Here is a 13768-nt window from a genome sequence, read left to right as displayed (position 1 = left end):
GGCCCCCGGGGGCGCTCAGCCCACGGTCACCTGGGGCCCGGACACGTCGTCGTCGTCGAGGTCGACCTCGACGCCCATCTCGTCGGCCAGCCGCAGGGCCTCCTCGATCAGGGTCTCGACGATCTGCGACTCGGGCACGGTCTTGATGACCTCGCCCTTGACGAAGATCTGGCCCTTGCCGTTGCCGGAGGCGACGCCGAGGTCGGCCTCGCGCGCCTCGCCGGGGCCGTTGACGACGCAGCCCATGACGGCCACCCGCAGCGGGACCTTGAGCCCCTCAAGGCCCGCCTGGACCTGCTCGGCCAGCGTGTAGACGTCGACCTGGGCCCGGCCGCACGACGGGCAGGAGACGATCTCCAGCCCCCGCTCGCGCAGCCCCAGCGACTCCAGGATCTGGGCGCCGACCTTGACCTCCTCGACGGGCGGCGCGGACAGCGAGACGCGGATGGTGTCGCCGATGCCCTCGGCCAGCAGCGCGCCGAACGCCACGGCCGACTTGATCGTGCCCTGGAAGGCGGGCCCGGCCTCGGTGACGCCGAGGTGGAGCGGGTAGTCGCACTTGGCGGCGAGCAGCCGGTAGGCGTTGATCATGACGACCGGGTCGTTGTGCTTGACCGAGATCTTGATGTCCCTGAAGCCGTGCTCCTCGAACAGCGAGCACTCCCACAGGGCGGACTCGACCAGCGCCTCGGGCGTGGCCTTGCCGTACTTCTGGAGCAGGCGGGGGTCGAGCGACCCGGCGTTGACGCCGATCCTGATCGGCACGCCGTGGTCGGCGGCCGCCCTGGCGATCTCGCCCACCTTGTCGTCGAACTTCTTGATGTTCCCCGGGTTGACGCGGACCGCCGCGCAGCCCGCCTCGATGGCCGCGAACACGTACTTCGGCTGGAAGTGGATGTCGGCGATGACCGGGATCTGGGACTTCTTCGCGATGATCGGCAGCGCGTCCGCGTCGTCCTGCGACGGGACGGCCACCCGCACGATCTGGCAGCCGGACGCCGTCAGCTCGGCGATCTGCTGCAACGTGGCGTTGACGTCGGCGGTGACCGTCGTCGTCATCGACTGGACGGAGACGGGCGCGTCGCCGCCCACGGGAACGCTGCCGACCATGATCTGGCGGGAGTGCCGGCGTTCGGCGAGCGGCTTGGGGCGGACCGTCGGGATGCCAAGTGCTACAGAAGACATTTCTACCCTTAGGTGTGACGACGCTACCCAGTCTAGGTAGCTAGAAGGACTGCCCGGCTGTGAGTTCGGCCGCACGCGCCCGGGCCCAGGCGTCGGCGGCCAGCACCTCCTCCACGCTGGAGGCCGGGGTGACGCGGTGTTCCTCGACGACCTTGGCGACCGTGTCGACGATCGCGGGGAAACGCAGCCCGCCCCTGGTGAACGCCTCGACGCAGACCTCGTTGGCGGCGTTGTAGACGGCGGGCGCGGTGCCGCCCTCCGCGCCGACGTGCCTGGCCAGCGCGACCGCCGGGAAGGCGGCGTCGTCGAGCGGCTCGAAGGTCCAGGTGTGGGCCCTGGTCCAGTCGACGGGCCGGGCGGCGCCGGGCACGCGGGCCGGGTGGGCCAGCGCGAGCGCGATCGGCAGGCGCATGTCGGGCGGGCTGGCCTGGGCGATGGTGGAGCCGTCGACGTACTCGACCATGGAGTGGATCACCGACTGCGGGTGGACGACGACCTCGATGCGGTCGAAGCCGATGTCGAACAGCAGGTGGGCCTCGATGACCTCCAGCCCCTTGTTGACCAGGGTGGCGGAGTTGATGGTGATGACCGGGCCCATGGACCAGGTGGGGTGGGCCAGCGCCATCTCGGGGGTGACGTCGGCCATCTCCTCGCGCTTCATGCCCCTGAACGGGCCGCCGCTGGCGGTGATGACGAGCTGCCTGACGGCGGCGGGGTCGTGGCCGCCCGGCCCGGACGCCCACAGGCACTGCTGCACCGCCGAGTGCTCGGAGTCGACCGGGAGGATCTGCCCCGGCGCGGCCAGCCGCTTGACCAGCGGCCCGCCGATGATCAGGGACTCCTTGTTGGCCAGCGCGAGCGTGCGGCCGGCCTCCAGCGCGACCAGCGTGGACGTCAGGCCCAGCGCGCCGGTGATGCCGTTGAGCACGGTGTCGCACCGCCAGCCCGCGACCTCGGCGACGCCCTCGTGGCCGCCCAGCACGACGGGGGACGCCCCGCGCGCGGCCAGCGCCTCCTTCAGCGCCGGGACGGCGGCGGCGTCGGCCACCGCCACGACCTCCACGCCGAACCGGGCCGCCTGCGCGGCCAGCTCCTCGACCCTGCCGCCCCCGGCCGCGAGGCCGACGACCTCGAACCCGGTGGGATCGGCGGCGATGACGTCGAGGGCCTGGGTGCCGATCGAGCCGGTGGAGCCGAGCACGACGACGGAGCGGAGGGTCTCTGCATGCACGTGTCCATTGTCGCCGCTGCCGGACGCGGACGGGCACGTGAGGGCCCTACGGCCGCGATCCCGACTCCTGAGTGACGGGCGATAACCCAGGCCATTTATGTCCAAATATCGCTATATCGGGATGCGCATTTCTTGAGAAATCCTGATTATTGTGCGGCTACCTTCCAAGCCCCAGCTCCGGTTTCGGGAGGTTACGTAATGCCCCGCAGATTTGCCCTGCTCTCCATCCTCACCCTCGCCGCCGGGAGCATCGCCCTGCTCCCCGGCACCGCGGCCCAGGCCGGCGCGGCACCCCGTCCCGCCCAGCACGCCGCCGCGGACTCGACGTCCGAGCAACGGCAGGTCACGCGGTACTGGACCGAGGCGCGCATGGAGAGCGCGCAGCCGCTCGACCTGCCCGCGCCCAAGGACGGCGGGAAGGCGGCCCGCGGCGCGGCGGCCGGGCCCGGCGAGCCAGGCGGCGGCACCCCCTGGCAGGCGCCGCCCACCGGCGGCCGGGGCGACGGTCGGCAGCTCCGGTCGGCGAACAGCTCCGGCGCCCCCTGGAGCGGCGGCGGCGCCGTCGTGAAGACCACCGGCCGCGTCTTCTTCACCTACCAGGGACGCAGCGCCTCGTGCTCGGGCTCGGCGGTGACCAGCGCGAACAAGAGCGTGGTGCTGACCGCCGGCCACTGCGTCAAGCTCGGCGGCGCCTTCCACACCAACTGGGTGTTCGTGCCCGGCTACGCCGCCGGCCAGCGCCCCTTCGGCACCTGGCCGGCCGCCAGACTGCTGACCACCCCCCAGTGGAACGCCAGTGAGGACGTCAACTTCGACGTGGCCGCCGCCGTGGTGGCCCAGGTGGACGGCAAGAGCCTGGTGGACGTCGTCGGCGGCCAGGGTGTGGCCTTCAACCAGCCGCGGGGCCGGCAGATGTACTCCTTCGGCTACCCGGCCGCGGCCCCCTACGACGGCTCGAAGCTCATCTACTGCAGCGGCCGCGCGTTCGACGACTTCCTGCTTTCCGACGACCTCGGCCTGACCTGCGACATGACCGGCGGCGCGAGCGGCGGCCCGTGGATGCTGAATTTCGACGAGTCGACCGGTCTCGGCACGCAGAACTCGGTCAACAGCTTCAAATACAACTTCGCCCCCAACTGGATGTTCGGCCCGTATTTCGGAAACGAAGCGCAGGCGGTGTACCAGGCAGCGCAAACCTCCGGCGCACTCTGATCAATTTACGGAAAGTAGCCACAAGAACACACGACGTGGTGCACACTCGGGGGCCATGACCCTGAGCACCTCCCTGCTTGCGGCCGCCCCGCTGATCGTGGGGCTGACGGGACCGGCGATCCTCGGCGCGGTCCCGGGCCAGCACCAGGTCGATCGTCCCGCCGTCGAGCACGCCGTCGAGCACGCCGCGGCCCGGCAGAGCATGGTGGTCGAGCACGAGGCCGCGCGCAGCGACGCCGAGCAGCGGCGAGTGCTCGGCTACTGGACCCCGCAACGCATGGCGGCGGCCCTGCCCATCGGTCTGCTCGACTCCGTGACCGACGGCGACGGCCTGCTCAGCGGCCTGACCGGCCGCGGCGGGGTGCAGGCGAAGCCCGGCGTGTCCGGCGGCCGTACCGAGATCAACGTCGGCCGCCGGCACCAGGCGTCGTCCAGGCCGCAGGCCAGCACGATCGGCGCGCGCTGGAGCACCGGCGGAGCCGTGACCAGGACCACCGGGCGGGTGTTCCTGACCCTGGCGGGCGCCGACTTCGTCTGCTCGGCCAGCACGGTCACCAGCGCCAGCAGAGACCTCGTCGTCACCGCCGGCCACTGCGTCAAGGACGGCGCCGGCGAATGGGCCCAGAACTGGACGTTCGTCCCCGGCTACGGCAGGGGCGGCGAGCAGCCCTACGGCCAGTACGCGGCCCGCCGCATGTTCGTCTCCGCCCCCTGGTCGCGCTCCGGCGACGACAATCACGACGTCGGCATGGTCGCCCTTGCCACCTCGGGCGGGCGGCACGTCGCCGACGTGGTGGGCACCCAGGACATCGCCTTCAACACCCGGCGCGGCGGCCAGACCTACGGCTTCGGCTACCCGGCCGACCCGCCCTACGACGGCGACCAGCTCGTCTACTGCGCCGGACGGCTGCGCGACGACCCCTACAAGCAGACGCGCGACCAGGGGCTCGGCTGCGCCATGACCGCCGGGTCGAGCGGCGGCCCCTGGCTGTCCGGCTTCGACCCGATGACCGGCCGCGGCACGGTCACCTCGCTGAGCAGCTTCAAGTACAGCGACGACCAGCACACCATGTACGGCCCGTACTTCGGCCAGGCCGCCAAGGCGGTCTACGCCACGGCCGAACGCGCCTGAAACCCACCGCCGGACGCGCCTGAGAACGGCGCCGGACGCACGACCGCCCCGCGCCGGGGAGCCGCGGGGCGGGGCGGGGTGGCGCGGGGCGGGGAGCTACAGCGACAGGCCGGTGAGCACCATGACCTTCTCGTAGGTCAGGTCCTCCATGGCCGAGTGCAGGCCCTCGCGGCCGATGCCGGAGTCCTTCACGCCGCCGTACGGCATCTGGTCGGCCCGGTACGACGGCACGTCGCCGATGATCACACCGCCGACCTCCAGCTCGCGGTTGGCCTTGAAGGCGGCGTCCAGGGAGCGGGTGAAGACGCCGGCCTGGAGGCCGTACTTGGAGTCGTTCACCATGGCGTACGCCTCGTCGATCGACGCGGCCGGCTGGAGGATCATGACCGGCCCGAAGACCTCCTCGCAGGCCACCTTGGCGTCGTGCGGGACGTCGGCCAGCACGGTCGGCGCGACCGTGGCGCCCTCGCGGGTGCCGCCGGCCAGGACGCGGGCGCCGGCGGCGACCGCCTCGCGCACCCACTGCTCCACACGCTCGGCGGCGGCCTCCGACACCAGCGGCCCGACCTGGGTCTTCTCGTCGGCCGGGTCACCCGTGACGAGCCCGCCGACGGCCGGCAGCAGACGCTCGACGAACGCGTCGTAGACCGGCTGCTCGACGATCACCCGCTGGACGGCGATGCAGCTCTGACCGGCCTGGTAGTTGGAGAACAGGGCGATGCGCTGCGCGGCCCAGTCCAGGTCGGCGTCGGCCAGCACGACGGCCGCGGCGTTGCCGCCCAGCTCCAGGGTCACGTGCTTGCGCGGCACCTGGTCGGCGATGGCGTAGCCGACGGGCGCGGAGCCGGTGAAGGAGACCACGGGCAGGCGGGGGTCGTCGACGAGGGCGGCGGCGCGCTCGTTCTGCACGGGCAGCACCGAGAACATGCCCGCGGGCAGGTCGGTCTCGGCCAGGATCTCACCGAGGACCAGCGAGGACAGCGGCGTGGCGGGGGCAGGCTTGACGATGATCGGGGCGCCGACGGCGATGGCGGGCGCGACCTTGTGGGCGACCAGGTTCAGCGGGAAGTTGAACGGGGTGATCGCCAGCACCGGCCCCTTGGGCACGCGGGAGACGTAGGCGAGACGGCCCGCGGCGGCCGGCTCGGTGTCGAGCCGCTGCACCTGGCCGGACCAGCGGCGGGCCTCCTCGGCGGCGAAGCGGAACGTGGAGATGGCGCGGTTGACCTCGCCGCGCGCCCAGAAGATCGGCTTGCCGTTCTCGGCGGTGATCAGGTGGGCGATCTCGTCGGCCCGCTCGGCCAGCCTGCGCGAGACGTGGGCCAGGGCCTCGGCACGTACGTGCACGGGCAGCGCGGCGGCCTCGCGCGAGACCGCGTGGGCGGCCGCGACGGCCTCCTCGACCTGAGCATCGGTCGGTACGGAGTACCGGCCGACCTCACGACCGTCATGGGGGTTGGTCACGGTGAGATCGGTTTCGCCGGTGGCGGGCCGGCCGGCAAGCCAGAAGGTACGCACGTCCATACCCACGACGTTATGCCAAGCGGGAGGCCGGGGATTTACACCACGGTGCACAAGACTCCCATGAGCGCTCACCGTTAAGTACAAGCCCTGGTGTATACCCATGATGTAACAGAAGTAGACCCAATTCGGGATGTTTACCATGCGGAGTGGTTTGAGCGATCTCCGCCATGGCTAAGTCATCGGGTGCGGGTCTCCAGCGCGGTGGGCCCCCGATCAGAAAGGCGTGGGCCCCGTGACCGAGCAACGCCAGGTCACAAGGACACTGAGCTCCTTGGTCGCTGGGGAGGTCGCATGACCTCGGCCCCGCTGGGCCTGCAGGGCGCCTACCTGCTGGGCGAGCGCGCCACCCAGGACGAACTCCGGTCCCGCCTGCTCGACGTGGCGGTGAACCTGCTGCAGAGCGAGGGTCCCGACAGTCTGACCATGCGCAGGATCGCGGCCGAGGCCGGCTGCACGACGACCGTCATCTACACGATGTTCGGCAACCGGGAGGGCCTGGCCGAGGCGCTGTATCTGGAGGGTTTCGAGCGTTTTCGCCGCTTTCTCGAAGCGGTCCCGCAGCGGCGCAACCCGCTGGAGTACCTGACCGCGCTCGGCCCCGCCTACCGGCAGGCGTGCCTGTCCGAGCCCGGCTACTACAACCTGATGTTCGAACGGGCCATCCCCGGTTTCGAGCCCAGCGAGCGAGCCAGGACGCTCGCCCGCGCGGCGCTGAACATCCTCGACCGGGTGATCGCCGACTGCATCTCCGCCGGCTACCTGACGCCGACCCAGCCACGCAAGATCGCCGACGCGCTCTGGGCCGCCGCGCAGGGCGCGATCAGCCTGGAACGGGCCGGCCACCTGCGGGACGACCGCACGTACGAGGCGGTCACCCTGGCCACGATCTGCTGCTACCTGGTGGACAAGGACAGCCTGCCGTCGGCCCCCGGCCGCTGAAGCACCTGTAGGCGGCGGCGCGTTCAGCGGCGGGCCGCCTCCAGGGCGAGCCACAGCTCGGCGCGTACGCCCGGGTCGTCGAGATCGCGGCCGAGGAGTTCGGCGACGCGGCGCATGCGGTAGCGCAGCGTGTGCCGGTGGACGCCGAGCCGCTGGGCGGCGGCGTCCCAGTGGCCGTTGCTGTCGAGGTAGGCGCGCAGCGACTCGACCAGGTCGGCACGGGATCCGTACGCGGTGAGCGGGGCCAGCAGCGCGCCGGAGAACGCGCGCAGGGCGTCAGCGTCCAGCAGCGCGAGCAGGCCCTGCCCGGCCAGGTCGGCGAAGCGCGTCATGCCGCCGTCGCTGTGGGCCAGCGCGCGGCGCCCCTGGTCGAGCGCGTCGCGCAGGCCGCCGTAGCGGCAGGGCGAGCTCAGCCCGACCGGCCCCTCCACCTCCCGCGCCACCTTCTCCGCACCCCCCTCGGACACCAGACAGACACTCACCTGCTCCCCGCCTTCAACACCGCCGGTGCCGTCGTCGAGGAGCGCTGTGAAGCCGTGCGGCTCCAGGGTCTCCAGGGCGGCCGCGCCCGCCGCCAGGACCACCAGCGGCTCGCCGGGCAGCCGCGCGCCGAGCGTGCCGGCCACCGCCCGCGCCTGCTCGACCGCCCCGCCGAGCAGCAGTTCCAGCACGGCCGAACGGAGCCGCCGACCGGCCTCCCGCTGGGCCCTGCCCTGCTCCATGGCGAGCGTGAGCAGCGAGCCGGCGGCGTTGATCACCGTGTGGGTCACCGGCGAGAACGGCCTGCGGGCGCCGACCGCGAAGAATCCGCGCGGCCGTGGACCGCCGCCGAGCGGCTGGATCACGACGTGCTCGTCGGGCCCGGACAACGCCAGGCTCGCCGGCACCCGCTCACCGGCCTGGACCGCACCGCGCACGCGTTCCCCGGCCGGCACGCCGCCGCTCACCCGATCACCGGCCGGGCCACCGCCGCGTGTGCGTCGCTCGGCCGGCATGCCATCGCGCGCCCGCTCACCGCCCTGCCCCCCGGGGGCGACGGGCTCGTCCGTGGGCGCGTGCTCGGCTTCGGCGGTCTGGCCGGGCTGGGGTCGGCCGCCGGCGCGCAACCGGCGCAGCTCGGCCACCACGACCGGCACGTGGGCCCCCGGTGTGGCGTGCCGGACCTCACCCGTCTCGTCGAGCAGCACCGCCCAGCCGTCGATCTCCTTGGCCACCCGGTCGATGACTGCGTTCATGCCCTCCGGACGCAGCGCCGCCCGGGTGAGCCGCCCCTGCGCGGCGAAGGCGCGGGTGATCTCGTCGTACTGCTCGGCGGCGAGCAGCTCGCTGACCACCTTGCCGATGGCGATGAACGGCGTCTCGCGCGGCACCTCGAACAGCGGCAGCCCCGCCTGGTCGGCGGCCGCCACCAGGGCGGCCGGGACGTGCTCGTGGGAGAGCCCGACGCCGAAGCCGAGCCCGGCCACCTCGCGCCCCACCAGCCGGGCGACATATCCGGAAAAGTCGCCCTCCAGGCGGATCCCAGTCGTCAGCAGCAGCTCCGAACCCTCAAGGAACGGCGTCGGGTCCTCCAGCTCGCTGACCGCGACCCAGCGCACCTCCGCGTCGAGCGCTCCGGGGGCCGCCGCGCCGGCCAGCTGACGCAACCTCATCCGTCGCACCACGGTGCGCAGCGAAGGTGCCATACGAGTTTGTCCATTCCGGCAAAGGCGAGCACCCCCAGTGTGCCATATCGACGTATCGGTCCAGGTCGGAGCCCGACGTAGCGTCGAGCCCATGAGCATTCCCCAGGAGCGGCGCGTCGTGACCGCGATCCCAGGCCCCAAGTCGCAGGAGCTGCTGGCCCGCAAGCAGGCCGCCGTCCCCTCCGGCATCGGCACCACGCTGCCGGTCTTCGTCACCCGCGCCGGCGGCGGCATCCTCCAGGACGCCGACGGGAACTCTCTGATCGACTTCGGCTCCGGCATCGCCGTGACGAACGTGGGCAACTCCGCGCCGAAGGTCGTCGAGCGCGTCCAGAAGCAGGCGGCCGACTTCACCCACACCTGTTTCATGGTCACCCCGTACGAGTCCTACGTGCAGGTCTGCGAGAAGCTCAACGAGCTGACCCCCGGCGACCACGAGAAGCGCACCTTCCTGGTGAACTCCGGCGCCGAGGCCGTCGAGAACGCCGTCAAGGTGGCCCGGCACGCCACCGGCAGGCAGGCCGTCGTGGTGTTCGACCACGGCTACCACGGCCGCACGCTGCTCTCGATGACCATGACCGCCAAGAACATGCCGTACAAGCAGGGCTTCGGCCCGTACGCGCCCGAGGTGTACCGGGTGCCGCTGGCCTACCCGTTCCGCTGGCCGACGGGCGCGGACAACTGCGCGGAGGAGGCCGCCGCGCAGGCCATCGACCAGATCAACAAGCAGGTCGGGGCGGAGAACGTGGCCGCCGTGGTGATCGAGCCGATCGCCGGCGAGGGCGGATTCATCGTCCCGGCCAGGGGCTTCCTACCGCGGATCGCCGAGTTCTGCCGGGCGAACGGCATCGTGTTCGTGGCCGACGAGGTCCAGACCGGCTTCGCGCGTACCGGTGACCTGTTCGCCTGCGAGGACGAGGGCGTCGTCCCCGACATCATCTGCACCGCCAAGGGCATCGCGGGCGGCCTGCCGCTGGCCGCCGTGACCGGCCGCGCCGACCTGATGGACCACGTGCACGTCGGCGGCCTGGGCGGCACGTACGGCGGCAACCCGCTGGCCTGCGAGGCCGCGCTCGGCGTCCTGGAGACGATCGAGTCGGAGGACCTGGTCGCCAAGGCCCGCCGCATCGGCGAGATCATGCTCCCCCGCCTCCGCTCGCTCCAGGAGCGGTTCCCGGCGATCGGCGACGTGCGCGGACGCGGCGCGATGATCGCGATCGAGCTGGTCGAGCCGGGCACGAAGAACCCGGACCCGACCGCCGTCCAGGAGATCGTCAAGCGCTGCCACGCCGAGGGCCTGGTGGTCCTGACCGCCGGCACGTACGGCAACGTGCTGCGCTTCCTGCCGCCGCTGGTCATGCCCGAGCACCTGCTCGAGGAGGGCCTGGGCATCCTGGAGAAGGCCATCTCCGCTCTATAGCAAAGACCGAAAAATCGGGCATCCAGCTTGCGGCTGGATGCCCGATTTTGTGTGTGTAACGCAGGTCACTCGGGTAGAGAATTCACCCTGGCTTGACGCTCAGCTAGACGATCACGGCCTCGGTCAGGGTTATAACGGATCCGGACATGCGGAGGGGCGATGGCAGCTGGGAGCGTGATGAACTGGGGTCCCACCAGAACGGCACGGAGTATGTTGACGTTCGACCCTGAGGGCCTGACGCCGGCCCAGCGCGACGGCGACGCCTGCGTGGTGTGCCACAAGAGGTGGCCGCGGCCCCGGGTCCGGGTCGGCAAACTGCCCGACAACTCCTCCGTGCTCGCCTGCACCGATTGCGCCGAGGCGCTGCTGCCCGCTCCCATGGCGACCGTGGTGGCCTTCCCCGGCCGCTAGGCCGCGGCCGGGCAAGCGCGGCCGGGCAAGCGCGGCCAGGGAAACCCGGCCGTCAAGCCGCGGCCGTTGCGACCGTCTCGCGCAGGCCCCACGGCGAGCCGTACTCGCGCAGCAGGTCGAGGAACGGCACCGCGTCGAACGCCTCGGGGCCCAGCACGCCCTCGCCCTTCCACACCCCGGTCGCCACCAGCTCCAACGCGACGACCGGATGGATCGCCGTCTGCCACACGACGGCCTGGGAGCCGTACTCCCGCATCGACCACTCGTTGTCCACCACGTGGTAGAGGTACACCTCGCGCGGCGAGCCGTCCTTGCCGGTGCCCTTGACCCACGTGCCCGCGCAGGTCTTGCCGCGCATGCGGGCGCCCAGCGTCGCGGGGTCCGGCAGGCTCGCGGCGACCATGTCACGCGGCGCCACCTCCGCCCCGCCCACCCTGATCTTGTCGGCGCTGTCCAGGCCCAGCTTGCGCAGCGTCTTGAGCACGCCGATGAACTCCTCGCCGAGCCCGTACTTGAACGTCACCCGCCGCGCCGGGATCCACCTCGGGACGAGCAGCACCTCCTCGTGCTCGACGTTCACGCACTCCACGGGCCCGATCCCGTCGGGGAAGTCGAACACCTCGGGCTCGCTGAACGGCTCGGTGGTGCGCCACTGCCCGTCCTCCCAGACGACGGGCGGGTTCAGGCACTCCTCGATCGTGGTCCAGATGGAGAACGTGGGCGCGAAGTCGTAGCCGTCCACGACGAGGTTGGCGCCGTCCCTGATGCCGATCTCGTCGATCTCGTCGAACAGGTGGTCGGCGGCGTAGCGGGCGAACACGTCCGCGAGCCCCGGCTCGACGCCCATGCCGACCAGGGCGAGCCGGCCCGCGCCGCGCCACTCGCCGTCGCGCTCGAACTGCCGGTCCCCCAGCTTCACCCCCGGCTTGCGGTACGGCTCGCGCGGATGCGGCTTCGACAACGACATCGCCATGTCCAGGTAGTGGGCCCCGGCCTCCAGGGCGGCCTCGAACAGCGGCATGGTGAAGCGCGGATCGACCGCGTTGAACAGCACGTCACATCGGTGCTCCCGGAGCGCCGCGGCGACCTGGGCCCGGTCGGAGGCGTCCAGCTGGATGGCGGTGAAGCGGGGGTCGTCCACGGCGGCGACGGCGCGGGCCGCCCGGCTCTGTTGGGAGTCGGCCACCACGATGTGTTCGTAGAAATGGCGGCGGGCGGCGATGGGCACCACGGCGGAGCCGACGCCTCCGGCGCCGACAAGAAGGATTCTCATGGAGAGAACATACTCACTGACTGGTCATTCAGTCGAATTCTCGCGCCGAAAAGTCCCGGACGTCCTTCAGCCGGAAGACAGCGAGACGCCCCGGGACAGGGGGGAAGGCCCGGGGCGTCTCTGCAGGCGCACCCGGGGGAAAGTGCGCCCGCGATGGGGTCGAGCGGGGGGCGGAGATCTCACCTACTCGGCGAGTTCGGCCCACCGTTTCCCCCAGACGGCATAATCAGTGCATTCCCCGTCCTCGCCGCGGCAACCGCCCGGCGGCCGGACGGCGAAGGCGATCCGGTCGAGCTTCTTGGGGTCGTCGGCGCCGTAGAGGTCGCAGATCGACTTGGCCCGGCCCTTGCACGCCTTGTCGTTGGCCGGCGCCAGCCCCACCCAGGCGGCCGCGTCGCGCTGGGCGTCGGCCGCGGTCATCCAGGTCAGCCAGCGGTAGGCGCAGGTGGTGTCGGGCAGGTTGGCGCCGAGCATCCACGAGTCGAGCCAGCCGGTGGCCGCCTTGGCGCCGACCGTCCGGACCGGCTTGCCGGCCTTCTGCAGCAGCAGGCGATAGTACGGTGTGGCCTGCGCGTAATCCAGCGACCCGGTGGCGAAGCCCTTGACCAGGTCGATCGGCTTGCGCCAGTAGGTGCGCTCCTTCTGCTGCTTGAGCAGCGCCATGGCCCGGTCGAGCTGCTCCTGGCTCAGCTCGTACGGGTCCTTGACGGTGGCGTCGGTGAGCGCGGCGTCGGCGATGGTCAGCGGGCTGTCGCGGAGCGCGGCCCGGCCGGAGGCGAACGCCTGGCTCATGCTCGCGCCCTTGACCCTGGCCGAGTCGTAGATGAACTCGTGGTACCCCCACAGGAACGGCACGCCGTAGACCTTGCCGGACACCTTCGTCATGTCGCGGAAACGCTCGTTCAGGTCGTCGTAGCCGCTCACCTTGGCGGAGTCGATCGGCTGCACCAGCTTGCGCGTGATCAGGTCGCCGGCCAGCGCCGGGCCCGCCGAGATCAGGTCGTACGGGCGCTCGGCGGCCGCGACGGCCCGCTCCATCTCCTCGGCGGTGCGGACGGTGTCGACGCGCGCCAGGCGGCAGCCGGTCTCCTTCTCGAAGGAGCCGACCCAGTTGGCCTTGGGGCTGACGCCGCCGTACTCGGCGTAGCCGCGGTAGGTGAGGATCTGCAGCGTGCCGTCGCTCTGGGTGGCCGTGGGCGAGGGCGTGGCCGACGGGGTCGGCTTGGGGCTGGGCTTGGCGGCCGGCTGTGCGGCCTGCCCGGCAGCCGAGGACACCGCTCCCGTGCCGGCGACCAGCGCCGCCGCGGCCAGCGCCACGGCGGATATGCGACGGCGTCTCACGATGTCCCCCCTTGTCCGTTGCGCTGGAGCTTACCGGGGACGGGACCGGGAGGGACGCCGGTCCCTCCCGGCCGTGAGGCGTGAGTTACCCGTTGGTGGGGAAGCCGAGGTTCACGCCGCCGTGGGACGGGTCCAGCCAGCGCGAGGTCACGACCTTGCCCCGCGTGTAGAAATGCACCCCCTCGGCGCCGTGCACATGCGTGTCACCGAACAACGACGACTTCCACCCGCCGAAACTGTAGAACGCCATCGGCACCGGGATCGGCACGTTGATCCCCACCATCCCCACCTCGACCTCGTTCTGGAACCGCCGCGCCGCGCCGCCGTCGTTGGTGAAGATCGCCGTGCCGTTGCCGTACACACCCTCGTTGATCACCCGCAGGCCCTCCTCGTACGAGGACACCCGCACCACCGA

At 71.6% G+C, this 13768-nt stretch carries 12 protein-coding genes; 5 read left to right on the top strand and 7 right to left on the bottom strand.

Going from position 1 to position 13768, the window contains the following annotated elements; genetic code table 11:
* Positions 1-15: 15 nt before the first annotated feature.
* Positions 16-1185, bottom strand: a complete 1170-nt coding sequence (gene ispG / locus AB0J71_RS17225; RefSeq protein ID WP_352319382.1) for a flavodoxin-dependent (E)-4-hydroxy-3-methylbut-2-enyl-diphosphate synthase — start codon at positions 1183-1185, stop codon at positions 16-18.
* Between the two features lie 40 nt (positions 1186-1225).
* Positions 1226-2416 carry a 1-deoxy-D-xylulose-5-phosphate reductoisomerase gene (gene dxr / locus AB0J71_RS17220; protein ID WP_364414885.1) on the bottom strand — a complete coding sequence of 397 codons (1191 nt, stop codon included), beginning with the start codon at positions 2414-2416 and terminating at the stop codon, positions 1226-1228.
* A gap of 198 nt (positions 2417-2614) precedes the next feature.
* On the opposite strand from dxr, the gene AB0J71_RS17215 reads away from it, so the two are divergent.
* A complete protein-coding gene (locus AB0J71_RS17215) occupies positions 2615-3628 on the top strand; it encodes a peptidase (protein WP_364414883.1) in 1014 nt (337 codons plus the stop codon).
* Positions 3629-3683: 55 nt separating this feature from the next.
* Positions 3684-4760, top strand: coding sequence for a trypsin-like serine protease (locus tag AB0J71_RS17210; protein WP_364414881.1), 1077 nt, complete (start codon positions 3684-3686; stop codon positions 4758-4760).
* 96 nt (positions 4761-4856) lie between these two features.
* On the opposite strand, the gene AB0J71_RS17205 is transcribed toward AB0J71_RS17210, so the two are convergent.
* A complete protein-coding gene (locus AB0J71_RS17205; protein WP_352319375.1) occupies positions 4857-6284 on the bottom strand; it encodes an aldehyde dehydrogenase family protein in 1428 nt (475 codons plus the stop codon).
* Positions 6285-6575: 291 nt separating this feature from the next.
* On the opposite strand from AB0J71_RS17205, the gene AB0J71_RS17200 reads away from it, so the two are divergent.
* Positions 6576-7223: a TetR/AcrR family transcriptional regulator gene (locus AB0J71_RS17200; protein ID WP_352319373.1), complete on the top strand. Its 648-nt coding sequence runs from the start codon at positions 6576-6578 to the stop codon at positions 7221-7223.
* Between the two features lie 23 nt (positions 7224-7246).
* Here AB0J71_RS17200 and AB0J71_RS17195 read toward each other — a convergent pair whose 3' ends face one another.
* The gene (locus tag AB0J71_RS17195) at positions 7247-8875 is read right to left on the bottom strand and encodes a PucR family transcriptional regulator (RefSeq protein WP_364414879.1); all 1629 of its coding nucleotides are present in this window, start codon (positions 8873-8875) and stop codon (positions 7247-7249) included.
* A gap of 124 nt (positions 8876-8999) precedes the next feature.
* Between AB0J71_RS17195 and gabT the strand changes: the two genes are divergently transcribed.
* Both gabT and AB0J71_RS17185 read left to right on the top strand, forming a co-directional pair.
* Entirely contained in the window at positions 9000-10328 is a 1329-nt protein-coding gene (gabT, locus tag AB0J71_RS17190; RefSeq protein ID WP_352319370.1) for a 4-aminobutyrate--2-oxoglutarate transaminase, read from the top strand.
* A 210-nt stretch (positions 10329-10538) separates the two neighbouring features.
* Entirely contained in the window at positions 10539-10739 is a 201-nt protein-coding gene (locus AB0J71_RS17185; protein WP_352319368.1) for a hypothetical protein, read from the top strand.
* 52 nt (positions 10740-10791) lie between these two features.
* On the opposite strand, the gene AB0J71_RS17180 is transcribed toward AB0J71_RS17185, so the two are convergent.
* The 3 genes from AB0J71_RS17180 to AB0J71_RS17170 all read right to left on the bottom strand — a co-directional run.
* Positions 10792-12012 carry a saccharopine dehydrogenase C-terminal domain-containing protein gene (locus tag AB0J71_RS17180; protein WP_352319366.1) on the bottom strand — a complete coding sequence of 407 codons (1221 nt, stop codon included), beginning with the start codon at positions 12010-12012 and terminating at the stop codon, positions 10792-10794.
* 183 nt (positions 12013-12195) lie between these two features.
* Positions 12196-13353: an extracellular solute-binding protein gene (locus tag AB0J71_RS17175; RefSeq protein WP_352319364.1), complete on the bottom strand. Its 1158-nt coding sequence runs from the start codon at positions 13351-13353 to the stop codon at positions 12196-12198.
* 85 nt (positions 13354-13438) lie between these two features.
* A partial coding sequence (locus AB0J71_RS17170) for an aldehyde dehydrogenase family protein (RefSeq protein WP_364414877.1) occupies positions 13439-13768 on the bottom strand: 330 nt, incomplete at its 5' end.

The organism is Nonomuraea sp. NPDC049637, from assembly GCF_040675235.1.
Lineage (GTDB): Bacteria > Actinomycetota > Actinomycetes > Streptosporangiales > Streptosporangiaceae > Nonomuraea.
Note: the sequence above shows the minus strand (reverse complement) of the source record. Positions and strands in the feature narration are given on the sequence as shown.

What these genes read in the sequence shown, in the direction of transcription:
- ispG (WP_352319382.1), bottom strand. Translation starts at nt 1,185, where the DNA reads ATGTCTTCTGTAGCACTTGGCATCCCGACGGTCCGCCCCAAGCCGCTC.
- AB0J71_RS17215 (WP_364414883.1), top strand. Translation starts at nt 2,615, where the DNA reads ATGCCCCGCAGATTTGCCCTGCTCTCCATCCTCACCCTCGCCGCCGGG.
- AB0J71_RS17210 (WP_364414881.1), top strand. Translation starts at nt 3,684, where the DNA reads ATGACCCTGAGCACCTCCCTGCTTGCGGCCGCCCCGCTGATCGTGGGG.
- AB0J71_RS17205 (WP_352319375.1), bottom strand. Translation starts at nt 6,284, where the DNA reads ATGGACGTGCGTACCTTCTGGCTTGCCGGCCGGCCCGCCACCGGCGAA.
- AB0J71_RS17200 (WP_352319373.1), top strand. Translation starts at nt 6,576, where the DNA reads ATGACCTCGGCCCCGCTGGGCCTGCAGGGCGCCTACCTGCTGGGCGAG.
- AB0J71_RS17195 (WP_364414879.1), bottom strand. Translation starts at nt 8,875, where the DNA reads ATGAGGTTGCGTCAGCTGGCCGGCGCGGCGGCCCCCGGAGCGCTCGAC.
- gabT (WP_352319370.1), top strand. Translation starts at nt 9,000, where the DNA reads ATGAGCATTCCCCAGGAGCGGCGCGTCGTGACCGCGATCCCAGGCCCC.
- AB0J71_RS17185 (WP_352319368.1), top strand. Translation starts at nt 10,539, where the DNA reads ATGTTGACGTTCGACCCTGAGGGCCTGACGCCGGCCCAGCGCGACGGC.
- AB0J71_RS17180 (WP_352319366.1), bottom strand. Translation starts at nt 12,012, where the DNA reads ATGAGAATCCTTCTTGTCGGCGCCGGAGGCGTCGGCTCCGCCGTGGTG.